This window comes from Thermus sp. H19.2, from assembly GCF_054979525.1.
On record NZ_JBUFDB010000002.1, the window covers coordinates 222,230 to 245,844 of the forward strand.

23 protein-coding genes and 1 pseudogene are annotated in these 23,615 nt (G+C 68.5%); 6 read left to right on the plus strand and 18 right to left on the minus strand.

What is annotated here, in order from left to right; genetic code table 11:
• Nucleotides 1-63: 63 nt before the first annotated feature.
• Nucleotides 64-648: pseudogene (locus tag ACY5J6_RS13410) on the plus strand (transposase); the annotation flags it as partial.
• A 56-nt stretch (nucleotides 649-704) separates the two neighbouring features.
• Complete coding sequence (locus ACY5J6_RS13415; RefSeq protein WP_462846626.1) at nucleotides 705-1,190, plus strand: hypothetical protein; 486 nt, start codon at nucleotides 705-707, stop codon at nucleotides 1,188-1,190.
• A 209-nt stretch (nucleotides 1,191-1,399) separates the two neighbouring features.
• Here the strand turns inward: ACY5J6_RS13415 and ACY5J6_RS13420 are convergent, their stop codons facing one another.
• The 13 genes from ACY5J6_RS13420 to ACY5J6_RS13480 form a co-directional block, all read right to left on the minus strand.
• The gene (locus tag ACY5J6_RS13420; RefSeq protein WP_462846627.1) at nucleotides 1,400-2,143 is read right to left on the minus strand and encodes an ABC transporter permease; all 744 of its coding nucleotides are present in this window, start codon (nucleotides 2,141-2,143) and stop codon (nucleotides 1,400-1,402) included.
• 2 nt (nucleotides 2,144-2,145) lie between these two features.
• Entirely contained in the window at nucleotides 2,146-3,081 is a 936-nt protein-coding gene (locus ACY5J6_RS13425) for an ABC transporter ATP-binding protein (protein WP_462846628.1), read from the minus strand.
• Nucleotides 3,059-3,409, minus strand: a complete 351-nt coding sequence (locus tag ACY5J6_RS13430) for a winged helix-turn-helix domain-containing protein (RefSeq protein WP_462846629.1) — start codon at nucleotides 3,407-3,409, stop codon at nucleotides 3,059-3,061. Before ACY5J6_RS13430 ends, ACY5J6_RS13425 begins: the two co-directional genes overlap by 23 nt.
• Nucleotides 3,406-3,978, minus strand: a complete 573-nt coding sequence (locus tag ACY5J6_RS13435; protein ID WP_462846630.1) for a hypothetical protein — start codon at nucleotides 3,976-3,978, stop codon at nucleotides 3,406-3,408. The genes ACY5J6_RS13430 and ACY5J6_RS13435 overlap by 4 nt, the downstream gene beginning before the upstream one ends.
• A gap of 70 nt (nucleotides 3,979-4,048) precedes the next feature.
• A complete protein-coding gene (locus tag ACY5J6_RS13440) occupies nucleotides 4,049-4,534 on the minus strand; it encodes a SixA phosphatase family protein (protein ID WP_462846631.1) in 486 nt (161 codons plus the stop codon).
• A 637-nt stretch (nucleotides 4,535-5,171) separates the two neighbouring features.
• A protein-coding gene (locus ACY5J6_RS13445; protein WP_462844539.1) for an IS3 family transposase occupies nucleotides 5,172-6,343 on the minus strand; the annotation gives its coding sequence in 2 pieces (ribosomal slippage) (nucleotides 5,172-6,088 and nucleotides 6,088-6,343; 1,173 coding nt in all).
• Nucleotides 6,344-6,450: 107 nt separating this feature from the next.
• Nucleotides 6,451-7,386 carry an ABC transporter ATP-binding protein gene (locus ACY5J6_RS13450; RefSeq protein WP_462846632.1) on the minus strand — a complete coding sequence of 312 codons (936 nt, stop codon included), beginning with the start codon at nucleotides 7,384-7,386 and terminating at the stop codon, nucleotides 6,451-6,453.
• Nucleotides 7,380-7,886, minus strand: coding sequence for a hypothetical protein (locus tag ACY5J6_RS13455; RefSeq protein ID WP_462846633.1), 507 nt, complete (start codon nucleotides 7,884-7,886; stop codon nucleotides 7,380-7,382). Before ACY5J6_RS13455 ends, ACY5J6_RS13450 begins: the two co-directional genes overlap by 7 nt.
• 988 nt (nucleotides 7,887-8,874) lie before the next feature.
• Nucleotides 8,875-9,816 (minus strand): ABC transporter substrate-binding protein, encoded by a 942-nt coding sequence (locus tag ACY5J6_RS13460; RefSeq protein ID WP_462846635.1) that lies wholly within the window; start codon nucleotides 9,814-9,816, stop codon nucleotides 8,875-8,877.
• A gap of 76 nt (nucleotides 9,817-9,892) precedes the next feature.
• The gene (locus ACY5J6_RS13465) at nucleotides 9,893-11,185 is read right to left on the minus strand and encodes an ABC transporter substrate-binding protein (RefSeq protein WP_462846636.1); all 1,293 of its coding nucleotides are present in this window, start codon (nucleotides 11,183-11,185) and stop codon (nucleotides 9,893-9,895) included.
• A gap of 13 nt (nucleotides 11,186-11,198) precedes the next feature.
• Nucleotides 11,199-12,062 carry a carbohydrate ABC transporter permease gene (locus tag ACY5J6_RS13470; RefSeq protein ID WP_462846637.1) on the minus strand — a complete coding sequence of 288 codons (864 nt, stop codon included), beginning with the start codon at nucleotides 12,060-12,062 and terminating at the stop codon, nucleotides 11,199-11,201.
• The gene (locus tag ACY5J6_RS13475; protein WP_462846638.1) at nucleotides 12,052-12,852 is read right to left on the minus strand and encodes a carbohydrate ABC transporter permease; all 801 of its coding nucleotides are present in this window, start codon (nucleotides 12,850-12,852) and stop codon (nucleotides 12,052-12,054) included. The genes ACY5J6_RS13470 and ACY5J6_RS13475 overlap by 11 nt, the downstream gene beginning before the upstream one ends.
• Before the next feature lie 34 nt (nucleotides 12,853-12,886).
• The gene (locus tag ACY5J6_RS13480) at nucleotides 12,887-14,716 is read right to left on the minus strand and encodes a polyphosphate kinase (RefSeq protein WP_462846639.1); all 1,830 of its coding nucleotides are present in this window, start codon (nucleotides 14,714-14,716) and stop codon (nucleotides 12,887-12,889) included.
• On the opposite strand from ACY5J6_RS13480, the gene ACY5J6_RS13485 reads away from it, so the two are divergent.
• Genes ACY5J6_RS13485 through ACY5J6_RS13500 form a run of 4 tightly spaced genes read left to right on the plus strand, consistent with a single transcriptional unit; the run spans nucleotide 14,717 to nucleotide 18,707 of the window.
• The gene (locus tag ACY5J6_RS13485; RefSeq protein ID WP_462846640.1) at nucleotides 14,717-16,246 is read left to right on the plus strand and encodes a Ppx/GppA phosphatase family protein; all 1,530 of its coding nucleotides are present in this window, start codon (nucleotides 14,717-14,719) and stop codon (nucleotides 16,244-16,246) included.
• Between the two features lie 10 nt (nucleotides 16,247-16,256).
• Nucleotides 16,257-16,754: a SixA phosphatase family protein gene (locus tag ACY5J6_RS13490; RefSeq protein WP_462846641.1), complete on the plus strand. Its 498-nt coding sequence runs from the start codon at nucleotides 16,257-16,259 to the stop codon at nucleotides 16,752-16,754.
• Complete coding sequence (locus ACY5J6_RS13495; protein WP_462846642.1) at nucleotides 16,751-17,452, plus strand: CHAD domain-containing protein; 702 nt, start codon at nucleotides 16,751-16,753, stop codon at nucleotides 17,450-17,452. Before ACY5J6_RS13490 ends, ACY5J6_RS13495 begins: the two co-directional genes overlap by 4 nt.
• A 10-nt stretch (nucleotides 17,453-17,462) precedes the next feature.
• The gene (locus ACY5J6_RS13500; protein WP_462846643.1) at nucleotides 17,463-18,707 is read left to right on the plus strand and encodes an esterase-like activity of phytase family protein; all 1,245 of its coding nucleotides are present in this window, start codon (nucleotides 17,463-17,465) and stop codon (nucleotides 18,705-18,707) included.
• Between the two features lie 168 nt (nucleotides 18,708-18,875).
• On the opposite strand, the gene ACY5J6_RS13505 is transcribed toward ACY5J6_RS13500, so the two are convergent.
• The 5 genes from ACY5J6_RS13505 to ACY5J6_RS13525 form a co-directional block, all read right to left on the minus strand.
• A complete protein-coding gene (locus tag ACY5J6_RS13505) occupies nucleotides 18,876-19,598 on the minus strand; it encodes a glycosyltransferase family 2 protein (RefSeq protein ID WP_462846644.1) in 723 nt (240 codons plus the stop codon).
• On the minus strand, nucleotides 19,591-20,325 hold the full coding sequence (gene surE / locus ACY5J6_RS13510) for a 5'/3'-nucleotidase SurE (RefSeq protein WP_462846645.1): 735 nt from the start codon (nucleotides 20,323-20,325) through the stop codon (nucleotides 19,591-19,593). The genes ACY5J6_RS13505 and surE overlap by 8 nt, the downstream gene beginning before the upstream one ends.
• 154 nt (nucleotides 20,326-20,479) lie before the next feature.
• Nucleotides 20,480-21,790, minus strand: a complete 1,311-nt coding sequence (locus ACY5J6_RS13515; RefSeq protein WP_462846646.1) for an ABC transporter substrate-binding protein — start codon at nucleotides 21,788-21,790, stop codon at nucleotides 20,480-20,482.
• Nucleotides 21,791-21,799: 9 nt separating this feature from the next.
• A complete protein-coding gene (locus ACY5J6_RS13520) occupies nucleotides 21,800-22,615 on the minus strand; it encodes a carbohydrate ABC transporter permease (RefSeq protein ID WP_462846647.1) in 816 nt (271 codons plus the stop codon).
• On the minus strand, nucleotides 22,608-23,507 hold the full coding sequence (locus ACY5J6_RS13525; RefSeq protein WP_462846648.1) for a carbohydrate ABC transporter permease: 900 nt from the start codon (nucleotides 23,505-23,507) through the stop codon (nucleotides 22,608-22,610). The genes ACY5J6_RS13520 and ACY5J6_RS13525 overlap by 8 nt, the downstream gene beginning before the upstream one ends.
• Nucleotides 23,508-23,615: the final 108 nt, after the last annotated feature.

Sequence of the window (23,615 nt, forward strand, 5' to 3'; positions counted from 1 at the left end):
CCCCTGAAGAGGAGGGTCGGGAGCCAGGGCGCCCCCAGGCCTCTTCCCCGGGAGCCCCTCCCGGGGCGCTTTCCCCCCCTCTACCTCATGGACACCACGGGGCTGGCCTACCGCAGCAAGGACCGGCTTCTCCGCTTTCGTCGGGGGAAGGAGGTGCGGCGGGTGCGGGGGCACGCGCGGCTTCTGGCCCTGATGCGTTGGGATAGGGGGAGGCGGCTCTTGTGGCCCTGGGGTGGGGTGGCCGGGGAGGGCTACGCCCCGGACCCCCGGCTTGGGGGGAAGGCCCTGGGGCGGTTTGCCCTTACTGGGGGGTGGCTTTTGGCGGACGCGGGGTTTGACGGGAAGGAGGTTTGGGGGGCTTTGGGGGAGGCTGGGGTGCGGCCGGTGATCCGGCTTCGGGGCGGGGGCGAGGCCAGGGAGGAGGCGCGGGTGCGGGCGCGGGAGGGGTGGGACCCCGAGGTGTACCGGTTTCGCGGGGTAGTGGAGGGGGTGTTTGGGGGGATGAAGACGCGGCTGGGTGGGGGATACCTCATGGAGCGGAAGCCTTGGACGGCCATGGCGCGGGCGCTTTTGGAGCTCATCGCCTACGGCCTTAGGGTTCTTCTCTCCCTTCTCCCGCCCCCTCCGGGGTACAAGGCAATTTACTAGGCAAGCCCAGTCTGCCCTTCAGCTTGGCCCCTAGGCTTTCTCCTGGGAGGTGCGCTATGGCGATCACGAAGAGGCTTTTCGGAGTCCTGGGTGCGGTTGGAGTGGTCCTGGCCGCCATCACCATCCTTCCGGCCCTGCCCAAGCCCTTGGAGGAGATGAAGAGCTGGCCCCAGGGCACCCAGTTCGCCCTGGTGGACGCCAAGGGCCAGGTGGTTTGGCAGCCCGGCTCGGAGCCCACCCAGGCCGCCCTGGCCAAGGCCGTGGCCCTTAGGATCACCTTGCCCACCGGCACGAGCTACCTGGTGGCGGTCAAGGTGGTGGGCAAGGGGCAGGGCCTGGGCGAGGTCCAGCTCACCGTGGGGGGCAAGACGGTACCCCTGCCGGAGCTTCTGCACGCCAAGGGCTTCGCCCTGGAAGGGGGGAAGCTGGTCCGGCTGAAGGGGTCGGAGGAAGGCGCGGACCAGGGCAAGAAGGCCTCGGAGGGGTCTTCCGGGACGGGCAAGGAAGCCTCCCAGCCCGGGGCTAAGGGCAAGGGCAAGTAGGTCAGGCCACCCTTTCCGGGGCGGGGGAGCGCCCCCGCCCCGGGGGCTTTAATCTCGCCTTCCTCGGCCCCCCACCCGGAGCTCACGCGTCCGGCTCTTCGGGCCAGCGGCCTGAGCCTCCCGTCCAGGCCGGACGGCACGGCCTCGGAGCGCCGGGCTCAAGCGGCCCCTGGCCGCATCCTCCCTCTCTACGGCCCTGGAGGGCGGCCTCAGCCTTCCCGGCGGAAGAGGGGGCCGGAAAGAAGGGCTGAGAGGGCGAAGACGGCCAGGAGTACGAGGACCTCCTTTAGGTGGCCGGTCAGGGACTCCCCCCGCCAGAGGCCGCGCAGGAGGGTCACCGCCTGGGTCGTGGGAAGGGGGGCGGCAAGCCGCCGCAGGCTTTCCGTCAGGAGCTCTTGGGGGAAGCCTGCCCCGGAGAGGAACAGGGTGGGGAAGAAGAGGAGGAAGCTCACCCCCTGGGCCATGCGGGCGGAGGTGGAGAGGCCCGCGAGGAGAAAACCGAAGGCGAAGAGGGCGAGGGCGACCAAGGCAAAGGCCAGAGCCACGGCCAGGGGACTTCCCCTAAGGTGGAGGCCGTAGAGGTGCGAGGCGGAGAGGACCATGAGGACCGCGCCGCTTGCGGTGAAGGCGAAGAGGGCGAGGCCCTCGGCCAGGAGGAGGGCGAGGGGGGCAACCGGGGTCACCGCCAGGCGGTGCAGGATGCGGCGCTCCCGGTAGACGGCCAGGTGGATGGGCAGGGAGATCATGCCCACGGTGGCCGCGACCAGGACCAGATAGCCGGGGACCGCGAGGTCCAGGACCCCCAGGCCCGTGCGGGGGTCGGGCCGGTTGCCGTAGAGGTTGCCGAAGAAGAGGACCAGCATGAGGGGGTAGGCCAGGACGAAGAAGGCCGCCCAGGGGTTGCGGAGATAAAGCTTGAACTCCACCCAGAAAAGCATGCCGATGCCGCGCATCCCTATCTCTCCTCCCTCTCGCCCTGGCCCCGGAGGGGTCGGCTGGTCAGGGCCAGGAACACCTCCTCCAGGGTGGGGCGCTCCAGGGTGAGCCCCCCGGGGGGGATCCCCCGGGCGGCCAAGGCCTGGAGCACCCCGCCCAGGGCCGCCTCGTCCGCCAGGACCACGGCCACCTGCCCTTCGGCCGGGACCACCTCCAGCACCCCGGGCAGGCCGCAGAGCCACGCCCAGTCCTCCTCGGGCCGGGCCTCGAGGCGCAGGCGCACCGGACCAGCGAAGCGGCGCACCAGCTCCGCCGGGGTTCCTTGGGCCACCAGCCGGCCCTCGAGGAGGATGGCCACCCGGTCGCAGAGGGCCTCGGCCTCCCCCATCTGGTGCGTGGTGAGGAGGACGGCCTTGCCCTCCCCGCGGAGCTCCCGGATGAGGGCAAAGACCGCGCGTCGGCCCTGGGGGTCCAGGCCGGTGGTCAGCTCGTCCAGGAACAAGGCCTTGGGGTCGTGGAGCAGGGCCAAGGCCAGAAAGAGGCGCTGCTTCTGCCCCCCGGAGAGCCGGGCGAAGGGGGTACGGACCTCCTGGGCGAGGCCCAGGACCTCCAGGAGGGGCCCCACCTCCCGGGTCCTGGGGTAAAAGGAGGCGAAGAGGGCCACGGCCTCCCCTACCCTGAGCCCGTCGGGCAGGGCGGATTCCTGGAGCTGCACCCCAACCTCCCGGGCCAAGGCCAAGCGCTCGCGCCAGGGGTCCCGCCCGAGCACCGAAACCCGCCCCCCATCGGGGCGGCGCAGGCCGACCAGGCACTCCAGGGCGGTGGTCTTTCCGGCCCCGTTGGGGCCCAAAAGCCCGAACACCTCCCCGGGCCCCACCGCGAAGGAGAGGCCGTCCAAGGCCACCTTGGCCCCGTAGGCCTTGCGGAGCCCCTCAGCCTGGATGGCCGGCTCCATCCTCCACCTCCTCTCCCCGCCCCTCAGGCCCGTTCAGGCCTGGGGCCAGGATGGCCCGAAGGGCGGCCAGGTGCTCGGCGAAGGCGTGCTGCCCCAAGGGGGTGAGGGCGAGGTAGGTACGGGGCTTGCGGCCCACGAAGGCCTTGCGGGAGCGGACGTAGCCGGCCTCCTCCAGCTTGAGGAGGTGGGCGCCCAGGTTGCCGTCCGTGAGGCCCAAAAGCTCCCGCAGGTAGGCGAACTCCACCTCGGCGCCGGGACGCAGGGCGCTTAAGGCAGCCATGATGCGCAACCGGGTGGGTTGGTGGATGAGCTCGTTGAGGGCGCTCATGGCCGGAAGGCGATCCAGAGGTAGAGCCCCGTGCCGAACAGGGCGCCGCCCCCAAGGGCGGCCATGAGCCAGTCGTAGTAGGCGGGGGCAAGCCACCCCCCGAGGAGGGCCAGGGCCGTGAGGAAGAGGCCCAGGAAGACCTGGCCCCGCCAGAGCCAGAGCCCTTGGACCACGTACCCCCCCATGAGCCCCACCACCAGGAACATGCTACCCTGGACGGGGTTTGCAGGGTGGGCGAGGAAGAGGAGGAGGGCCAGGTAGGCGGCGAAGGCCACCCAGGACCCGAGGAGCCTGAGGCCGTCCGGATGGGAGACGCGGCGGAAGTGCTTCCGGCCCAGGGCGACGCAGGCGAGCAGGGCGAGGAGGTCCAAAACCCCCCAAAGGGGACCCGCCAAGGAGGGGTAGAGGGCGCTTGCGGTAAAGCCCAGAGCCCAGACCGCCCCCCAGACCATGGCGAAGGGGGCGAAGGCATCCCGAAGGAGGGCCCGCCGTACCCTCTCCCGGGTGCGGTGGGCGAGGTCCAGGGCCTGGCGGGGATCCTCCAGCTGCGGGGGCGCTTCCCTGTTCATAGAGTCCTCTATGGTATAGAGTACTCCCATCCCCCCAGGGCGTCAACCCCGGGCCCGGAGCGGCCTTCCCCTAGAGGCGGAAGAACCCGGGCGGAAGGAGCGCCCTGAGGACCATCCTCCCGGGCCCCGGCCTCCCCTCAAGCCAGGCGACCCCGCCCTTCTTCAGGGGGAAGCGCCCCTCCAGGAAGTCCTGCACCGAGGCCCCCAGGAGGTCGCCCAGGAGGAGCCGGGCCAGAAGGGCCGTGAGGTAGGGCTCGTGCCCTACCAGGGCCACGCGGCCCTCCTTCGGGATCTCCGCCAGGAGCGCTTCCCCCGGGGGCTGGGCCAGGAGGGGCGTGACCCGGGTCTCCCCCTTGGCGAGCTCGGCCAAAAGCTCCGCCGTCTCCAGGGCCCGGCGCTTGGGGCTCGTCAGGACCAGGTCCAGGCTCACCCCCAAGGCCTTTAGGCCCCACACCACCTTGCGGAAGCGCCGGATGCCCTTCGCCGTCAGGGGCCTGGTGGCATCCGCTTCCTCCCCGGCCCCTTCCGGGAGAGGCGCGGCTAGGGCGTGGCGCACCAGAAAGAGCTCCGGATGTGGACCCCCTAGACTAGACGCCGATTTTGATGCAGGATGACCCCATCTGGGAGGTCAGGATGAAGAAGCCCAAAGCGGTACCCCCACAGGTTAAGGGCGAACCTACGCCTTCGGCGTGACTCAAGCCGCTCTGGAGGCCGTTAAGGGGGAAAAGAGCCTGGTGGAGCTCGCCCGCATCTACAACGGGAACGTGTTTGGCCTCCGGCCAAAGCAGCCACCCCAACACCATCGGCAAGCTACGGGCTCCGCCCGTGACGAAGTGGAAGGCGGAGCTCATGGGTCACGCCCGCAGGGCGTAGCTTGCAAAGGGAGCCACCCTCTTCTCCAACGAGACCCAGGGTCAGCCCGTCAGGGCTAGCTTGGGAAGGAGCTGGAGAAAAAGATCCGCGACCTGGGTCACGCGCCAGCGTAGCTTGGGCAGCTCATCGGCAAGTAAGGAAGGGGAGATCGCCCTCTTAAAAAAGCCGAACCTACGCTTCGCGTGACCCTCGGGCAGGGGAGGTGAAGCGGATGACCCGGAACCTAGCCTTCGGCTGACGGCCCAGGGTTTAGCTCCCCTGCCCATCGTCCTCAGTGCCCTGGAGTGTACTGCGGCCCTAAATTTGGACCACCTTACCCGTCAGTTTAAGTCAGGACTCCCACCCCCTTTCAACAGGCTCTCCGAAAAGGCCTCGGGCGTCATGTAATCCAAGGCCGAGTGAGGACGCTTACGGTTGTACACCTGGAAGACAAACCGCTCCACCGAGGTCCGTGCCTCTTGCAAGGTCCTATACTCCCGTAACGCCACCCACTCCTCTTTGATCGTCCGGATCAACCGCTCCGCGTGCCCGTTCTCCCAAGGCCTCCCCGTCCCCGCGTAACTGAGCCGCACCCCTAGCCCCAAAAGCCGCTCCACATACGCCCTGGAGGTGTACTGCACCCCCCGGTCCGAATGGTGCACCTCCGGACACCCCTCCCTCAAGGCCATCTCCAGCGCTCCCAGGGTCAGCCCCTGGGAAAGCCTGGGCCCCAGGGCCACCCCCAGCACCTTCCGGGTGTGGAGGTCCATCACCACCGCCAGGTAGGCCACCCCCTCCCCCAGGACCACGTAGCTCAGGTCCGCCACCCACACCTGGTGCGGGCGGGTCACCGCGAGTCCCGGCAGGAGGTTCTTCACCCCTTCCGGGAGAAGGCCCCCTGGGGAGGTGGTCCTGGGAGGGGGAGGCTTCCGAGCAAGAAGCAGACCCTCCTCCCGCATCAGGGAGCACACCCGCTTCTTTCCCACCTGGAAACCTTCCCCCCGCAGGAGGGCGGTGAGGCGCCGGTAGCCGTACCGGGGCCAGGCCTCCGCCAGGGCCCGCAGGCGTTCCCGGAGGGCCCTCTCCTCGGGAGGGGGGTCCTGGGGCCGGTAGTAGAGGGTGCTCCGGGGCACCCCGAGGACCCGGGAAAGCAGGCGGAGGGGGTAGGCTCCCTTGGTCACGGGCGTAGCCCGTACCTTGAGGGCCTTCACCAGCTCCCGCCTTTCCTTTGCCGGTAGAGCCCCGAGGCTTTTTTTAGGACCTCCACCTCCAGGGCCAGCTGGCCCGCCAGGCGCTCCAGCTCGCGGATACGGGCCTCCTGCTCCGCGCAGCCGGAGGTGAAGGCGGCGTGGGCGTTCTCCATGGTCAGCGAAGCTATCTTGTCTTCTCGTTGCCAGCGGTAAAGGAGGGACTCCGCCACCCCATAAGCCCGGCAGGCTTCGGCCACGGTCCTTTGACCCGACAAGACCTCCAACACAATTTTTACCTTTTCCTTCGCTGACCACCTGCGCATCTCGCTACCCCTTCAGACTACACCCCTTAGCCTCTCTCTTGGGGTGGTCCAAATTTGGGGCAGCACTTCAAGCCCCTTCTCACGCTCACCACCTCCCGGACCCAACCCTACCCCTCCCCTGTCAGGCCGCTGTCAAGGCCCCTAGGAAAACGGCGGGGCTTGAGAAGGCCCAACTCTAACTCCTGACCGGGGTGGGCCTCGAGGCGCACCCAGGCCTCCCCTTGGGGGAGGGAGACGCGGCAGAGGACCTCCCCCCGCACCTCACGCCTTTCCAGCACCCGGGCGCGGAGGGAGCCTCGCGGGTCTACCTCCTCGTAGCGGAAGGCGAGGAAGGTTTCTCCCTCGGGAAGAAGGTTTGCCCGGCCAAAGGCCAGAAAGGTAGTAAGGAAACGGGGGTTCTGGTAAAGCTCCCTGGGGGAACCCACCTCCAGAAGCCTTCCCCCTGCCATCACCCCCACCCGGTCCCCGAGAAGCATGGCCTCCTCGGGGTCGTGGGTCACGTGGAGGACGGTGACCCCTTCCGCCTTGAGAAGAGCCCGCACCTCGAGGCGCAACCTCTCCCGAAGCACCGGGTCCAGGGCGCTGTACGGCTCGTCCATGAGGATCACCTGGGGTCTCCTGGCTAAGGCCCGGGCTAGGGCCACCCGTTGCCTCTGGCCGCCAGAAAGCGCCCCAGGCTTCTTCCCGGCTTGTTCTAGGAGGCCTACCCGCTCCAGAAGGGCCAGGGCCTCCCTACGGTCGGGCCTCGGCATCACCAGAAGGAGGTGTTCTAAGGCGGTGAGGTGGGGCCAGAGGCCTAGATCCTGAAAGACGTAGGCTACCCCTCTCCTTTCCGGGTCAAGCCGGGTTACTTCCCGGCCGCCGATGAGGACCCGGCCCCGGTCGGGGATGAGGAGGCCCGCCACCAAGTTGAGGAGGGTGCTCTTGCCGCTTCCCGAAGCCCCGAGGAGGACCAAGACCTCTCCCAGCGCCACCTCCAGGTTCACCCCGAAGACCCCCATCTCGGGAGCGAAGGCCTTGGTGAGGTCTTCCAGCCTTACCATCTCCTGCCCCCTAGGGTAAAGAGGGCCAGGGTGGAGAGAAGGGTGAGGAGAAGGCCCACCGCCGCGGCCTCCCGGTACAACCCCCCGTTCAGGGCCCCCAGGACCGCCACGCCCACGGTCTCGGCTCCAGGGGCGTAGAGCAACGCGGAGAGGGTGATCTCTGAAAAAGCCAAGGGAAAGACTAAGAAGAAGGCGGCTCGAGCTTGGGGCAAGAGGAGCGGATAGCCCACCCGGAACCAGGCCCGCCCCAAGGACAGGCCGTGCACTCGAGCCACCACCACCTTGGCTTCCACCCGAATCCCGGCCTCTAAAGAGCGCAAAGCGAGGCTTGCGAAGTGGAGAAGATAGGCCAGAAGGAGTAGCCAGACGGTGGCGTAGAGGGGGGTGGAGGCCAGGAGAAGGATCAGCCCCAGGCCCAGCAGGGTACCCGGAAGGGTGTAGTGGAGGTCCAAAGTGGCCCGCAGTTGGCGTAGCGCGCGGGGAAAAGGGCGTAGGGCCATGGCCAGCAGGGTGACCCCTGCGGCTGCCCCTAACGCTAGCAGGAGGGAATTGCCCAGACCTTTTTGTACCAGAGGTAGGTTCAAAGCGGCCCAAAAAGCAGGCTCGAAGCCTCCGTTATAGGGATTCAGAAGGGCCTCCCGGAGTAGGCCCCAGGTGCTGAGTAGCAACGCCAGGAGCGCGTACAGGGCGAAAGTTAGCCGGAAAAGGGGTTTCGAGACCAGAGCCTCCCTGGGAACGGCCTCCAGCAGCGGCCTTGGCCGTAGAAGGAGAGCGGGCAGAGCGAGAATCCCCAGCGCCAGGCCCAGGGCCGCAGCCTCTCCCAACGGGTCCTGGCTCAAGGGGCTATTCAACCGGGCATAGGCTAGGGTAGGGAGCGTGTAGATCCGCGCGGGCAAGCCAAGCACTGCAGGAACGCCGAAGTTACCCAGTAGGGCTAGATAGAGCACACCCCCGACGGACAGAAAGCTCGGAAAAAGAGGCGGGAGCAGGACCCGCAGCCGCCGTATCCCCACCACCCCGTGGGCTCGGGCTGCCCGGAGGAGGGGAAGTACGGACTCCAGCGAGGGACGAAGTAGGGCGTAGGCCAGGGGAGTATAGTGCAGCGCCCAAGCCAGGAGAATCCCAGGTACCCCGTAGATCGGTTTTCCCAGCGACTGGAATGTGAAGAGCAGGCCCATCCCGGTAACGAAGGGTGGGATGTAGAACGAGAGCATGAGCAGGGCCTCGAGGCCACGCCCTACCCCGCCCAGGAGAGCCAGATAGGCCAGGACCCAGGCCAAGCCTAGCACCAGTAGGGTCCCCCCTAGTGCTAGCAGAAGACTTGCCAGGGCTACATCCCAGGCCGCGAAGGCCTGTACCAAGTGCCTAGCCCCGTGCACCGCCAGGACCACGATTGGCAGGGACAGGAGCAGGCTGAGGGGAGCGAGTATCCAAAACAGCGGGGCGGGCGGGCTTCCGTCATCGGCAAAGGCCAAAGCGCGCGTATGGTCACCTCCGGAGGCCCATGAGCTGGTTGAAGCGGTCCAGGGTAGCCGGGTCGGCGAAGCGAGCCCGGAGACCCACCACCTTCTCCGGCGCACCCTTGGGCTTGGGCGCATCCGGCATCACCGGGTAATAGCCCCGCTCAGCGAAGATGCGTTGGGCCTCGGGGGAGAGGAGGAAGCGAAGAAAGCGCCCCGCAAGCTCTGGGTTCTTGCTCCAGGAAGCCACGGCAATGGGTGTGGGCACGAGGATAGCCCCGTCTTTGGGATAGACCACCTCTAAGGGCGCCCCCTTGGCGGCCTCCTGCCGCAGGCCAAAGTCGGTGGTGATGCTCACTCCATACTCGCCCCGGGCTAGTTTCTGCTGTAACACCGGATTGGACTGCTCGATCTTGAGGCCGTTTTCCCTCAGCCGGACAAAATAGTCAAAGCCCAGGCGGGAGGCCAGGGTACCCACAGTGGCCAGCGCGGCTCCGGAAAAATTGGGGTCGGGCATGGCCACCATCCCCCGATACTCGGGGCGGAGCAAGTCCTGCCACCTCTTCGGCGGTTGGCGCACCACTTGGCGATTGACTCCAAAGACGTTGTAGAGCAGGCGCACCTCGTAGTAAAGCCCCCCGCCTGGGGCGTACTGGGCGGGATAGCCCGGGGTGGTGAGGGGTACCCGCCGAAGCTGACCCTTGGCCCCCAACTCCTTAAGAAAGTCCTCGTTGGCCAACCAGAGGAGGTCCGGCTGGGGATTCCCGGCCTCCAGCTCGGCCCGGATCTTAGCGACCACCTCCCCGGTTCCCGAGCGAAAGACCCTGATCTCCACCCCTGGGTTTTGCCGCTGGAAGGCCTGCACCAGGGCATTGACGTCCGCCAAAACCTCCGAGGTGTAGAGGGTAAGGCTTCCCTGGGCCAGGCCCAGCCCGGAAAGGAGGAACAAAGAGAACGCCTTGCTACGCATACACCGGCAGGCTACCCTTTTCCTGTCAAGAAACCGTCAGAGGCACCCCAGATCCCCGGGGCGCTCCCTTCCTCCCCTACCGCCCGCAGAAGGGGGCCAGGGCCTGGTCCACCCGGGCCTGGGCCTCCCTCGTGGCCTCGCGCACGTTCTTCCGTCCCAAGACCACGGCCTGTTCTGCCTCGGCAATGATGTCTTTCACCTGCTGGAGGTTGTAGACGGGGAGCTCCGCTTTGGCGTAGGCCAGCTGCTCCCGAGCGGTGAGGGCCTGGGGCCACTTGGCCACGTACTCCTTCATGATGGGCAGGTTCCAGCTGCTCCTCCTGGCCGCCACGTAGCCCGAGTCCACGCTCCAGCGGGCCTGGAGTTCAGGGCTCACCATGAACTTTATAAACCGGAGGGTGGCCTCCCGTCTGCTCGGATCCGAGCCCTTGAAGAGGTAGAAGTTGGCCCCGCCCGTGGGCACCCCAAAGCGCACCTTTTTGGGCTGGAAGGCGGTGCCGAAGGGGAAGCGGGCGTTGTTGCGGATGAATCCCAGGGAGCCCGTGGAGTGGTAGATCATGGCCACCTTCCCTGCGGCGAAGTCCCCGGGGGTGGTACCCCAGGCGATGACCCCCTCAGGGCTCACCTTATGCACCGCGGCCAGGTCCCGCTTGAACTGCATGGCCTGCCGCACGGGCTCCGTGTTCACCAAGACCTTGCATCCCCTCCCTTGGGGGTCGTAGAGCAGGCCTCCCGCCTGGATCGCCAGCCCCTCCAGGAGCCAGGTGGAGCGGTCTTCTGTGGGGATGGCCAGGCCGTACCGCACTACCCTCCCCTGCGGGTCGCGCTTGGTGAGCTTCCTGGCGTACTCCACTAGCTCGTCCCAGGTGGCGGGGGGCTTTTCGGGGTCTAGACCGGCTTCTTTGAAGGCCTCCTTGTTGTAGTAGAGGATGGGGGTGGAGCGCTGAAAAGGCAGGCTGTAGACCTTCCCGTCCAGGGTTGAGTTCATCATGAAGGCGGGGAAGAAGTCGGCCACCGCCCGCTTGAGCTCGGGGTCCTTGGCGATGTAGGGATCAAAGGGCTCAATGGCGCCCATGGAGAGCAGGGTGAAGAGTTGCTGGGAGAGGAGGATGGCCGTGTCGGGAGGGGTGCCCGCCTTGATGGCCGCCACCACTTTGGCCTGGTTCTCCTCGTAGCTCCCGCCGAAGACCGTCTTCACCTCTATGTCGGGGTTCTGCCTCTCAAACTCCGCCACGTAGCCCTCGATGAAGCGGGCGAGGGGCCCCGCGACCCCTACCGGGTAGTAAAAGGTGATGGTGGTCTTCTGGCCCAGGGCCCAACCAAGGCTTAGCAGGCCTACCCAAATCCACGTTCTCCACAGGTTCCGCATACCTACACCTCCTTCATCCCTTCAGCCCGCTCCGGGCGAAGGACTCCAAGAAGGCCCTCTGGAAGAGGGAAAAAGCGAGAAGGACGGGAAGGCCCACCAAAAGGGCTCCCGCCGCGATCAGCCCCCACTCCATGCCGCTTTCGGCGGAGCGGGCAAAGCTCGCGAAGCCCAAGGAAAGGACCCGCTTCTCCGGACTCTGCAGGACCACAAGGGGCCAAAGAAACTCGTTCCAGTGGTAGACCAGGCTTACCAGGCCGAAAGCGGCGAGATGGGGCCGGACCAAGGGGAGGAGGACCCGGGTGAGGACCTGCCAGGGGCTGGCTCCATCCACCACGGCCGCCTCCACCAGCTCCCTAGGGATCTGCCGGAACCCTTGCCGCAGTAGAAAGGCTCCCGTGGCCGAGGCCACGTAGGGAAGGGCCAGACCCACCAGGGAGTCTGTGAGCCCCAGGACCTTCAGGGTGAGGAAGTTGGGCAGGATAAGGGCCGAAGGGGGCAAGAAGAGCTGCAGGAGGACCAGGTAAAAGGCCAGGTTGTTCCCCCGCGCCCCCAGCTGGGCCAGGGCGAAGCCCGCGGTGGTGACGGTGAAAAACTGTACCCCAAGGAGCCCAAGGGCGAAGAGGGCAGTGTTCAGATAAAGCCTCGGAAAGTCGGCGGAGGCCCACGCCAGCATGAGGTTTTCCAAGGTAGGTGGGCCGATCTCCCCCCGGTTGAGGCTTTCCGTGGGGGTGAAGGCTGCAAGGAGGGTGAAGCCCGCCAAGGCAAGGAAAGGAAGGGCCACCAGGAGGGCAGGAAGGTCGCGGAGGACGTGCCCCGCTACTCCAAGGCGCCCTCCTCTCAAGCGCCCCGCCAGGCGGCTCATCCCCCTAAGCGTCATAGTGCACCCTCCCTTCCAGGCGGGGCAGGGCCAGGAGGGCGAGGAGGGTGAGGAAGGCGAGTAGGGCGAGGCTCAAGGCCGAGGCCGCGGGGAAGTCAAAGTACTCGAAGCCCAGTGTGTAGACCCGGTAGAGGAGGTGGTCCGTGGCCCCCACGGGGCCTCCCTTGGTGAGTACGAAGATGTGGTCTACGTTGCGCAAGGCCCCTAGGGCCGCCATCACCCCCACGAAGAAGGTGGTGGGGCTGAGAAGAGGCCAGGTGACCTTTAGGAAGGTGGCCACCCGGTCCGCCCCATCCACCTGGGCAGCGTCCAGGAGCTCTTTGGGCAGGTTCTGGAGGCCGGCCAGGTAGTAGAGCATGTAAAGCCCCGCATCCTTTAGAACCCCCACCAGTACCACGGCGAGGAAGGCTCCCAGGGGGTCCCCCAAGGGATTCTGCAGGCCTACGGCCTGGAGGAGTCCCCTTAAGGGCCCTAGGGGGTTTAAGAGGTAGAGGAAGACGGCAGCGAAGGCCACCGTGGGCAAGAGCACCGGGTGGAAGACCAGGGCCCGCAAGGCTTGCCGCAGGAAGCCTCTCCCCCCTAGGGCCAAGGCGGCCAAGAGGCCCAGGAGTATGGAAAGGGGCACGGTGAGGAAGGTGTAGAGAAGGGCCACCCGGAGGGCGTTCAGGTTCTCCGGGGCGAGAAGGCTGGAAAGGGCCGAAAGGCCCTCCACGGCTACCCGGAGGGCGGGGAGGTAAGTGAAGGCCAGGAGGAAAAGGGCCGTGGGAAGGAGAAGAGCCCAGGCTCGCACGCTTACGGTGTACGCCCTGCCTGTCAGGAGAAAGTCATCCCCGCCGGCACCCCTGCCCGTCCCTTTTCCCACCCCACAGGGGCTCCATTCCCTCCGGGGTGAGGAGGAAGGCGTTCCGCCCGTCCTTGAGCTGCCGCCTCAGAGCCCGCAGGACCTTGCCCTTTGCCTCCTTGTCCAGCACGGGAAAGAGGAGCTCAAAACGGTTCTGGAAGTTTCGGGGCATGGCGTCGGCGCTGGTGAGGTAGACCCGCCACTTCCCCCCGCTCCGGAAAGCCGCCACCCGGGCGTGCTCCAGGAAGCGACCCACCAGGCTTCGGGCACGGAAGCGGGGATGGAGGAGGGTGAGGGTGCTCCGCACCAGGAGGTCCACCCGGGCCCCCTTTTCCGCCGCCTCGGCCAGGGCTCGCAGCACCTGGGGATCGGTGAGGTGGTTGAACTTGAAGAGGATCCGCCCCTCGGGGTGCGCTTCCCCCTGGATGCCCTCCAGGAGGCGCTTTCGGATGGCTTCTCCCGTGGCCAGGAGGCGTAGCTCCGGCGCCTCCCCCTGGGCCATGGCCGAGAAGAAGCGCCGCACCTCCTCCACCACCTCATCCCGGGCGGTGAACAGGGAAAAGTCCGTGTACTGGCGGCCGTTTTGCGGGTTGTAGTTGCCCGTGCCCAGGTGGGCGTACCCCCCCTCGCGGGTGAGGAGGAGGAGGGCCTTGGCGTGGACCTTCCGCTCGGGAAGCGGCAGGACCCGCACCCCCGCCCGCAGGAAGCGCAGGTACCAGGAAAGGTTCAGGAGCTCGTCGAACCGGGCCCGGCCCTCCAGAAGGACGTGGACCCGCTTGCCCACCCGGGCCGCCCGGATCAGGGCCTCGGCCAAGGGGTTTTCCTCCCCGGTGCGGTAGAGGGTGGCCCAGACCTCCTCCACCTCAGGGGCCAGGGCGGCCTCGGCGAAGCGCTCCACGGCGGCGTAGTCCTCGCAGGGGTGGTAGAGGAGGAGGTCCCCCTTCCCGAGGCGGCCCAGGGGGTTTTTGAAGAAGGCCCTGGGCCTCGCGGGGCGCAAGGGGGAGAAGCGCCACTCGGGGGGCCCCTCGGCCACCAGGCGGTCCACCAGGGCCAGGTTCAGAGGCGGAGGGAGGGTGAGGACCTCGGCTTCCAGGAGGCCCAGGGCCTCCCGGAGCCGGGAGAGCCACGCGGCCGGGAAGCCCTCCTCCAAAAGCAAAAAGGTGGGGGTGCCCTCCTGGCGGGCCTCGAGGCTCTCCGCAAGCTCGTCCCAGTCCGCCCGGGCCCGCTCGCTTTCCAAAAGCCTCAGGACCCGGAGCTCGTAAAGGGGAGCCGCCTCCGGCAGGAAGAGGTCGCTCCTGGCCCGCATGAGGGCCCCCAGGCGCACGTAGGTGCCCTCCCGCCCCGGGACGGGCAGGAGGCGGGGGAGATCCTGGGGGAGGCGTACCAGGTGTTCCTCCGAGGCGAGGTAGAGGGCCCCGTGGCTGAGGTCGTAGGCCGCCTCCCAGGGGATAAGGTCCGTCTTGGGGGCCACCACCTCCGCCAGGTAGACCCGGAAGTAGAGCCAGTCCAGCTCGTCCAGCTCCCCGGGATTCAGCACCCGAAGACGGGGGGAGGCTTCCTCCAGAAGGCCCCGGTAGCGCTCCTGGGCCAGGCGGGCCTGGGCCTTGGCCTCTTCCAGGAGGGCCAGGTGCTCGAGGCTTCCCCGGGCCTGCAGGAAGGGTTTGGCGATGCGGGCGGCGAAGAACTCGTCCAGGTTGCGGTTCCATATGGCGAGAAAGCGCATCCTCTCCAGGAGGGGGAAGTCGGGGCGCTCCGTCTGGAGGAGCACCCTGCGGTTAAACTGGAGCCAGCTCTGCTCGGGCAGGAGGTGCATTTGCTCCAGGTTATCTCAGGAGAAAGTCAGGAGGCGGTCAGGGCCCGGAGGCTTGCGGTGCTGGACCTGGGCTCGGGCACCTTCCGCCTGGTGCTCTTCGGCTACGGGCCCGGGCGGTCCTTCCAGCTTCTGGACGAGCTCCGGGAGGCGGTGGCCCTGGGGGAGGGGCTTTCCCGGGGAAGGATCGCCGAGGGGGCGCTGGAAAGGGGAAAGAAAGCCCTGAGGGCCTTCGCCGACTTCCTCCAGGCCCTGGCCCCGGAGGAGACCTTGGTCCTGGCCACCAGCGCCGTGCGGGACGCCGAAAACGGGCAGGCCGTGGTGGAGGAGGCCTTCCGCCTGGGCCTCGCCCCCAGGGTCCTCACCGGGGAGGAGGAGGCCCGGCTCGGGGTTCTGGCGGTGGCCAATGCCCTTCCCCTGGAGGAGGCCCTGGTGGTGGACCAGGGAGGGGGGAGCGCCCAGGTCTCCCTCATGGAGGGGCGCCGCTTCCGCTGGGGCCGGGCCCTCCCCCTGGGGGCCCTCCGGCTCACCGAGGCCTTCCTCCCCTCGGAGCCTCCCAAGAAGGAGGAGGTCCGGGCCCTGGAGCGGGCGGTGGAGGGGCAGCTGAAGGCCCTCCCCCTGGAGGGGGGCCTGCCCCTGGTGGGCCTCGGGGGGAACCTCAGGGCCGTGGCCCGCCTCCACCAGAAGCGCCGGGGGTACCCCTTGGACCTGATCCATGGCTACTACCTCCCAAAGGAAGCGGTGGAGGCTCTGGCCGAGGACCTCCTCGCCCTGCCCCTGAGGGCGCGCCGGGAGCTTCCCGGCCTCCAGCCGGACCGGGCCCACACCCTGCCCGCCACCCTGGCCTTCCTCCGGGTCCTCCTCCGCCGCCTCCGCGCCCTGGGGCTATGGGTGAGCGGGGTGGGGATCCGCGAGGGGGCGCTCTTCACCCGCCTCCTTCCCGAGCCCCACCTCCTCCCGGACCCCCGGGCCTTCGCCGTGGAGAACCTCTTCCTGCGCTACCCCTTTCCCGAGGCCCACCGGGACCGGGTGAAGGCCCTGGCCCAGGTCCTCTTCCGGGGCCTTAAGCCCCTCCACGGTTACGGGGAGGAGGAAGAGAGGCTCCTCCTGGAGGCCGCCCACCTGCACGACATCGGCATGCACATCGGCTACCACGACCACCACAAGCACGGGGCTTACCTGGTGCTTTCCGAGGCCCTCTTCGGGTTTTCCCACCGGGAGCAGGCCCTCCTGGCCCTCCTGGTGCGCTACCACCGCCGGGGAACCCCCGAGGCCGGCCCCTTCCGGGGCTTGCTGGAAAGGGGGGACGGGAAGCGCCTCAAGCGCCTGGCCGCCCTCCTGCGCCTGGCGGAAATGCTGGAGCGCACCCGCTCAGGCCGGGTCAAGGGGGTACGGGTGGAGGTGGGGGAAAGGGCCAGGCTTCTCTTGGAGGCGGAGGTGGAGCCCTGGGCGGAACGCCTCGAGGCGGAAAAGCAGGGGGGGCTCTTCCAGGAAGCCTTCGGCCTTCCCCTGGAGGTGGTCTGGCCGGGATAGAATGAATCCCATGGAGCTCTTCTTGGTGCGCCACGCCCTGGCCCTGCCCCCGGAAGGAGAAGGGGAGGAGGCGGACGACCGCAGGCCCCTCGCCCCCAAGGGGGTACGCCGCTTCCGCAAGGTGGTGCGGGGCCTGGAGGCCCTGGGGGTGGAGTTCACCTTCCTCCTCACCAGCCCCAAGCGGCGGGCCCTGGAGACGGCGGAGCTCTTGGCCGACCTCCTGGAGGGGGAAAGCCGGGTAACCCCCCACCTGGCCGCCCCTCCTTCCGAGGCCCTCCTGGAGGAGATCCCCAAAGAAGGGCGGGTGGCCCTGGTGGGGCACGAGCCCTACCTCTCCGCCCTCCTGGCTTGGCTCCTCTTCGGGGACTTCCTGGGGGAGTCGGCCCTCCTGGGGGCGGAGGGGCGCTTCCTCCTCAAGAAGGGGGGTGTGGCCTGGCTGGAGGGGACCCCGAGGCCGGGGGGCATGGCCCTGAGGGCCCTCCTCCCCCCCAAGGTCTTCCGGTTGTGAAGGGGCCGGCCCCTCTCCTGGACCAACTCCTCCGCCACCTCCCCCTGGCCCTCTCCGGGGAGGACCCGGAGGGGGTGCACGGGGTGCGGGTGGTAGGGCGGCGCCTGGGGGTCTACCTCTACCTCCTGGGCTTCCGGGTGCTCCGGGACGACCTCCGCCTCCTGGTGCGGGGGGCGGGCCGGGTCAGGGACCTGGAGGTGGCCCTTTCCCGCCCCCTCCCCGAGGGGTTTGGGGCCCACCTTCGGGAGGAGCTCCGCCTGGCCCGGGAGGAGCTCGAGGCCCTTCTCCGGTCGGCCTGGCTCCCCGCCCTGGTGCGGGCCCTAGGGGTCCTGCCCCCCCTGGAGGAGGCCCGGGCCCGGGCGCGCCTGGGGCGCCTGGAGGAGAGGCTCGCGCGGCGCTTCCGGGAGCTCGCCCGTAGCCCCACCCCCGAGGCCCTCCACGCCTACCGGCGGGCCCTGAGGCGGGTGCGCTACGCCAAGGAGCTCCTGGGGTTTCCCGCTAAGGGGGAGAAGCGCTTGCAAGAGGTCTTGGGGGCCTTCGGGGACCTCGAGGTCTTGCGCAACTTCCTCCTGGCCTACCTGGCCGGGGGGCGGGACCTCGAGGCCCAGGCCTTCCTCCGGGAGGTGGAAAAGGAGCGGGAGAAGGCCTGGCGCCGGGCCCTGCGCGCCCTTGACCTTGGGCTGACGGAGCTCCCCTAAGCTTCCCCGTATGAAGAGGATCGCCTTGGCTTTTATAGCTCTTGGGTTGGCCCAGGCCCAGGAACCCCGCCTGGTGGGGGTCTACACCCTGCCCCCCACCCCCATCCAGGCCCTAAACCCCTTCCTCTCCCCCCAGGAGGTGGAGGGGGCCCTGAAGGCGGGCTGGCCCACCGCCGAAAGGCCCTCTCTAGGGTCGGGGCTCTTTTACCTGGGAAACGGCCGCTTCGTGGGCCTCACCGACCGCGGCCCCAACGGGGACTGCCCCGGGGGCAAGTTCTTCCCCCTGCCCCGCTTCGCCCCCACCCTGGCCTTCTTCCGCCTCGAGGGGGAGGCCCTCCGCCTGGAAAAGGCCCTCCCCCTCAGGAACCTGGGGGGCAAGCCCATCACCGGCCTCCCCAACCGTCCCGGGGAGGACATCCCCTTCGCCGACAAGGCCTGCCGGGAAAGGCTTCCCCTGGACCCCGACGGTCTGGACACGGAGGACGTGGCCGTCACCCCTTCTGGGGACTTCTGGCTGGTGGAGGAGAACTCCCCCTCCCTGGTCTACGCCGACTCCCAGGGCCGCATCCTCATGCGCTACACCCCGAAGGGGGTGCGCCTGAACACCAGCTACCCCACCCGCGACCTTCTCCCCGCCATCCTGGCCCTCAGGCGCAACAACCGGGGCCTGGAGAACCTGGCCCTCTCGGGGGACGGCAGGACCGCCTGGATCGTCCTACAAAGCCCCATCGGCCCCACCTCCGACTCCGGTTTTGACCAGAGCCTGGTGGCCCGGGCGGTGCGGCTGGACGTCTCCGATCCCTTCCGGGCACGGGTAACGGGAATGTACCTGGTCCCCTTCTCCGACCCCGGGGCCTACCCCAAGCCCAACCGCCCACGGGACCTGAAGTACAGCGCCGCCGTCTGGCTCAAAGACGAAGAGGTCCTCCTCCTAGAGCGGGCCGAGGGCGGGGCCCGGGTCTTCTTGGTGGACTTCTCCCGGGCCACCAACCTCCTGGACCACCCCGAGGGGGAAAGCCCCGAGCTGGACAAGGCCGGAGTGGACTACGCCGCCAAGGGCATCGCCCTTCCCGAGAGGCGGCTCCTCCTGGAGACCTGGCGGCTTCCCGGGGTGGACACGGACAAGCTGGAGGGCCTGACCCTTCTGGAGGACGGCCAGACCCTGGCCCTCATGGACGACAACGACTTCGCCATCACCGGCAAGGAAGGCCCCAACCGGCTTTGGCTGGTGCGGCTTGGGGAAAGGCTTCGCTGAAGGTTAAAGGCTACGAGGTCTCCAGGGAGCTAGGGTGGGCGCATGAGGGTCCGAAGACTGCTGGAGGGGCACCCCCCTGGCCCGTTGGAGATGACCGAGCCTGCCCTAAGCCCTTGGCCCCTCTCGGGGCGTACCGCCTGGAGGTAGCTCCGGGGGCCCGAGCCTTTTTCAACCACCCCCGGCGCCGAGGTCCGCCAGGGCCAGGGAAAGGTGGTCCTTGAGGGCCAGGGGGCCGAGGCCGTGCTTGGCCCGTAGCCTCTCCAGGTAAAAGGCCCGCTCCTCCCGCCGGGCCCCGTAGCTCTGGTTGGCCCCGTGGACCCTCACCCCCAGGTTCCGCCCCCGGAGGTAGCGGAAGGGAAGCCCCGCCCGGTAGGCCCTGAGCCAGAGGTCCCAGTCCCAGTAGTCCCCCATCCCCGGGTCCAGGCCTCCCAGGTCCAAAAGGGTTTTCTTCCGGAGAGCGGTGCCCGAGGCGAGGAGGCGGTTGTCCCGCAGGAGTTCCTCCCCCATGGGACCAGGGCGGAAGGGCACCTCGCCCTCGGGGAGGAGGAGCACCCCCTCCCCGTAGACCACCGCCTCCTCCCGGGAGAGGACCCGCCAGACCCGGTAAAGGTAGGCGGGGTCCAGGAGGAGGTCGTCGTCGTCCAGGAAAAGGACCGCTTCCCCCCGGGCCACTTCCAGGGCCTTTTGCCGCGCCTCCACCTGGCCCCGCCCGGGGTTGGGGAAGGCCCGGAAGCGGGGGTCTCCCGAGGAGGCCACGACCTCGAGGCCCTCCCCCTCCCCGTCGTCCACCACCACCGCCTCAAAAAGGGGAAAGGTCTGGCGCTTCAGGGAGCGGAGGGCTTCCCGGAGGAGGCCGGGCCTCCCCCGGGTGGGGACGAGGACGCTAATCATGGGCCAGGGCAGGCTGGAGCCTGCTTTCGTCCGTGAGGTCTAGCCGCAGGGGGGTAGCGGCGATGAAGCCCTGGTCCACCGCCCAGCGGTCCGTGCCCTCCTCCGCCTCCCTCACCGGCTTGGCGGCGAACCAGTAAAACGGGCGGCCCATGGGGTCCTCCCCCGGCACCACCACCCCCTCGTAGGCCCGCACCGACTGCCGGGTCCAGAGGAAACCCTTGGGCCTGAGGGGAAAGTTGACGTTCACCAGGAAGGGGCGCTCCAGCCGGAGGAGGGTTTCCAGGGTGCGGAGGAGCCAAGGGCGCAGGGCCTGGAAGTCTGGGACCTCCCCGTTGAGCCGCACGCTGAAGGCCGCCGCCGGGAGGCCGAAGAGATACCCCTGCTTGGCGGCGGCCACGGTGCCCGAGTGCCAGATCTCGTGGCCCAGGTTGCTCCCCAGGTTCACCCCGGAAAGGACCAGGTCCAAGGGGCCGAAGAGGTGGAGGCCCAGGGCCACGCAGTCGGCGGGGGTACCCCGCACCCGGTAGGCGGGGAAGTGGGGGCCCTGGATGGGCGAGGGGTGGGGGTAGGCCCGCACCGGGTGGGCGATGGTGATGGCGTGGCCCGTGGCGCTCTGCTCCGTGTCGGGGGCGGCCACGAAGACCTCCCCGAACCGGCTCGCCGCCTCGGCCAGGGCCCAGAGGCCCGGGCTATAGATGCCGTCGTCGTTGGTCACCAGGATCCGCATACCCCCACCCTAAGGGACTTTCGTCAGGAGGAGGTCATAGCGGCCCAAGCCCAGGCATGGGGGCTTTGTGGGTCGTTTGCACCGAGACCCCCCATGCTGACCTAGGCCGGCATGGGGGGCATCCAAAGGGGGCCCCTGGGGCCCACAGGGGTCCCTAGCGGGCGGCCACGCTCCGGTTGTAGCGCTCCAGGGCGGCGTCCGCCTTGGCCTTAGCCTCCTTGAGGGCTTCCGCGGCGGGCTTCCCCTTGAGGACCTCTTCCCAGGCTGCCTGTACGTACTGCCGGATCTCGGGGAAGGAACCCATGACGCAGCCCGCACTGGCGGCGTTCACCTTGCTGGTGGCCAGCTGCTGGATGGCCGTGGTGTAGTTGGGCTGGCGCACGTGGGCCTGGCGTATCTCGGGGAGCTCCGCCACCCCCTTCACCACGGGGAAGTACCCGGTGGCCAGGTGCCACTTGGCCTGGGTATTGGGCTCCAGGAGGAAGCGGACGAAGCTCCATGCGGCCTGGATCTCCGCCTCGGGGAAACCCTTCAGGACGTAGAGGGCCGCACCGCCGATGGCCACGCCGTTGCGCTGCTTCAGGTAAGGGTAGTAGGCGGTGCGCAGCGGGAACCGGTTCCCGATCTGGCGCAGAACCCCGGTGAGGCTCGCCGTGGAGTAGGCGGCGATGGCCGCCTGCCCCTGGGCGAAGAGGCTCTGGGAGTCCGCCCAGTTGCGCCCGGTGTTGGCCGCCACCCCCTCCCGCACCAGCCGGGCGTACATGTCCAGGAATGCGGTGGCGGCGGGGTTGTCAAAGACCACCGCCGTGGCCCGGGCCTTGCGTCCGTTTTCGTTGTTGCAGAAGTACTCCCCGGAGTTGTAGGAGATCTGTTCCACGAACCAAGAGTCAACGGGGATGGAGAGCCCGTAGCGCACCGTGCGCCCCTGGGCGTCCTTCTTGGTGAGCTTGCGGGCGGCCTCCTCCAGGTCCTTCAGGGTCCAGGTGGGCTTGAATGGGATGCCCGCTTCCTGGAAGGCGGACATGTTGAAGTAGAGGATGGGGTTGGAGGAGTTGAAGGGAAGGCCGTAGAGCTTGCCCTCCAGGGTATAGTAGTTGCGGGGCTGGGGCAGGAAGCGGTCCAGGTCGAACCCGTCTTTGCGGGCCAGGTCCTCCAGGGGCACCACGGCCCCGGAATCCGCCATGATCCGGGCCCCGATGTCGTAGACCTGGATCACGTGGGGGTAGCCCCGGCCCGCCCGGAGGGCCGCCAAGAGCTTGTTGATGCCGTCGTCGTAGCTCCCCACGTATTGGGCCTTGACCTGCACCCGGTTCTGGCTGGCGTTGAAGTCCTTCACCAGGGCTTCCGTGGCCTCCCCCAGGACCCCGCCCATGGAGTGCCAGAACTCCACGGTGACCTTCTGGGCCTGGGCCGCGCCTAGAAAGAGGGCCGAGAGCAGACCTACTTTGAGCCAGGGTTTCGCCATACCGACCTCCTATCCCTTCAGCCCGCCCAGAGCGATGCCCCGAACGAAGGCCTTCTGGGCGAGCAGGAAGGCCAAAAGGGTGGGTAGGAGGACCAGGATGGCCCCCGCGGCCACCACGTTCCAGCGGGCCACCTCCTCGTTGAGGATGAAGTTCACCGCGATCTGGGCGGTCTGCATCTCCCGGCTTTTGGTGACCACCAGGGGCCAGAGGTACATGTTCCAGGTGCCGATGAAGGTGAGGGCGGCCAAGGCCCCCAGGGCCGGGGCGGTGAGGGGCAGGGCCAGGTGGCGGAGCATCTGCCAGTGGCCCGCCCCGTCGATGCGGGCGGCGTCAAAGTAGTCCTCGGGAATGGTCCTGAGAAACTGCCTCAGGAGGAAGACCCCGAGGGGGCTCGCCAGGAAGGGTACGGCGAGGGCCAGGTAGGTGTCCAGCCACCCCAGCCGGTCCACCAGGAGGTAGAGGGGAAGAAAGGTGGCTTCCCCCGGCACCAGGAGCAGGGCCACCGCCAGGCCGAAGAGGGCTTCCCGGCCGGGGAAACGCATCCGGGTGAGGGCGTAGGCGGCGAGGAGGCTGGTGGCCAGGACCCCTAAGGTCACCGCCGTGGAAACCAGGAGGCTGTTTAGGAGGAAGCGGGAAAGGGGGTACTTGGTCAGGGCCTCCCGGTAGGGTTCAAGGGTGGGGTTCGAGGGAAGGAGGCCCGGGGCGTACAGCTCGGCCTCGCTCCGCAGGCTGGCGGAGAGGAGGGTGAGGAGGGGGAGGACCAGCAAGAAGGCGTAGGCGCCCGCCAGGAGGTAGGTGGGGAGGAGCCGCTTCAGGCTACGCATAGTGCACCCTCCGGCCGAGGAGCCAGAACTGCAGGGCGGCGAGGAGGAGGAGGGCCAGGAAGAGGAGGAGGGCTTCGGCGGCCGCCAGGGGCACCCGGAAGTTGAAGAAGGCATCCTGGTAAACCCGGTAGATGAGGACCATGGAGCTTTCCGCCGGGCCGCCCCGGGTGAGGAGGTGGATCTGGCCGAAGGCGGTGAGGCTTTTCAGGACCAGGAGGAGGCCCACCAGAAAGAGGGTGGGTGAAAGAAGGGGGAGGGTGATGCGGAAGAAGCGGGTGAGGGGCCCGGCCCCGTCCACGGTGGCGGCCTCCAAGACCTCCTCGGGGATGGCCTGGAGCCCGGCGGTGAGGAGGATGGCGGTGAAGCCCACCCCCGCCCAGGCGGTGACCACCGCCAGGGTGGGAAGGGCGAGCTCGGGGGAGGTGAGCCAGGGCTGGGGGGGAAGCCCCAGAGCCTTCAGGACCTGGTTGGCCCAGCCGCCCACGGGGTGGAGGAACCAGCCCCAGGCCACGGCCGCCACGGCGGTGGGCACGGCGGTGGTGAGGAAGAAGAGGGTGCGGAAGAGGGCTACCCCGGGGTAGGGGCGCCATACCAGAAGGGCCGCCAGCAGGCCGAGGAGGAGCTCCAAGGGGGCCACCATGAGGGTGAACTTCAGGGTGAGGAGGGCGCTCTTCCAGAACTCTGGGCGGGAGAGGGCCTCGAGGTAGTTCCCCAGCCCCGCCCACTCCCGGCCCCGCCCGAAGAGGTTCTCCCGGTGCAGGGAAAGCCAAAGGGCCTCCAGCACCGGGAAGACCATGAAGAGGAGGAAGAGGCCGTAGGCGGGGAGGAGGAAGGGGAGGACTTCGAAGGAAGTGCCTCCTCCTCGGCGGCTTCTGCTTAGGGCCAAAGCCATACGGCCCATACTCTATGGAACCTCTGTCAGGGAAGCGTCATACCGCCCGGCGCCAGCCCGATCCCGCGCAAGCCCGAAAGAGCCTCCGCGCCTGACCCCGGCCGAAGC

Excerpts from the sequence above, each read along its gene's own strand:
- ACY5J6_RS13460 (WP_462846635.1), bottom strand. The coding sequence starts at position 9,816 with ATGCGTAGCAAGGCGTTCTCTTTGTTCCTCCTTTCCGGGCTGGGCCTG.
- ACY5J6_RS13470 (WP_462846637.1), bottom strand. The coding sequence starts at position 12,062 with ATGACGCTTAGGGGGATGAGCCGCCTGGCGGGGCGCTTGAGAGGAGGG.
- ACY5J6_RS13520 (WP_462846647.1), bottom strand. The coding sequence starts at position 22,615 with ATGCGTAGCCTGAAGCGGCTCCTCCCCACCTACCTCCTGGCGGGCGCC.
- ACY5J6_RS13525 (WP_462846648.1), bottom strand. The coding sequence starts at position 23,507 with ATGGCTTTGGCCCTAAGCAGAAGCCGCCGAGGAGGAGGCACTTCCTTC.
- ACY5J6_RS13515 (WP_462846646.1), bottom strand. The coding sequence starts at position 21,790 with ATGGCGAAACCCTGGCTCAAAGTAGGTCTGCTCTCGGCCCTCTTTCTA.
- ACY5J6_RS13415 (WP_462846626.1), top strand. The coding sequence starts at position 705 with ATGGCGATCACGAAGAGGCTTTTCGGAGTCCTGGGTGCGGTTGGAGTG.
- ACY5J6_RS13435 (WP_462846630.1), bottom strand. The coding sequence starts at position 3,978 with ATGAACAGGGAAGCGCCCCCGCAGCTGGAGGATCCCCGCCAGGCCCTG.
- ACY5J6_RS13420 (WP_462846627.1), bottom strand. The coding sequence starts at position 2,143 with ATGCGCGGCATCGGCATGCTTTTCTGGGTGGAGTTCAAGCTTTATCTC.
- ACY5J6_RS13465 (WP_462846636.1), bottom strand. The coding sequence starts at position 11,185 with ATGCGGAACCTGTGGAGAACGTGGATTTGGGTAGGCCTGCTAAGCCTT.
- ACY5J6_RS13425 (WP_462846628.1), bottom strand. The coding sequence starts at position 3,081 with ATGGAGCCGGCCATCCAGGCTGAGGGGCTCCGCAAGGCCTACGGGGCC.
- ACY5J6_RS13480 (WP_462846639.1), bottom strand. The coding sequence starts at position 14,716 with ATGCACCTCCTGCCCGAGCAGAGCTGGCTCCAGTTTAACCGCAGGGTG.
- ACY5J6_RS13500 (WP_462846643.1), top strand. The coding sequence starts at position 17,463 with ATGAAGAGGATCGCCTTGGCTTTTATAGCTCTTGGGTTGGCCCAGGCC.
- ACY5J6_RS13430 (WP_462846629.1), bottom strand. The coding sequence starts at position 3,409 with ATGAGCGCCCTCAACGAGCTCATCCACCAACCCACCCGGTTGCGCATC.
- ACY5J6_RS13455 (WP_462846633.1), bottom strand. The coding sequence starts at position 7,886 with ATGGCCCTACGCCCTTTTCCCCGCGCGCTACGCCAACTGCGGGCCACT.
- ACY5J6_RS13505 (WP_462846644.1), bottom strand. The coding sequence starts at position 19,598 with ATGATTAGCGTCCTCGTCCCCACCCGGGGGAGGCCCGGCCTCCTCCGG.
- ACY5J6_RS13490 (WP_462846641.1), top strand. The coding sequence starts at position 16,257 with ATGGAGCTCTTCTTGGTGCGCCACGCCCTGGCCCTGCCCCCGGAAGGA.
- surE (WP_462846645.1), bottom strand. The coding sequence starts at position 20,325 with ATGCGGATCCTGGTGACCAACGACGACGGCATCTATAGCCCGGGCCTC.
- ACY5J6_RS13450 (WP_462846632.1), bottom strand. The coding sequence starts at position 7,386 with ATGGTAAGGCTGGAAGACCTCACCAAGGCCTTCGCTCCCGAGATGGGG.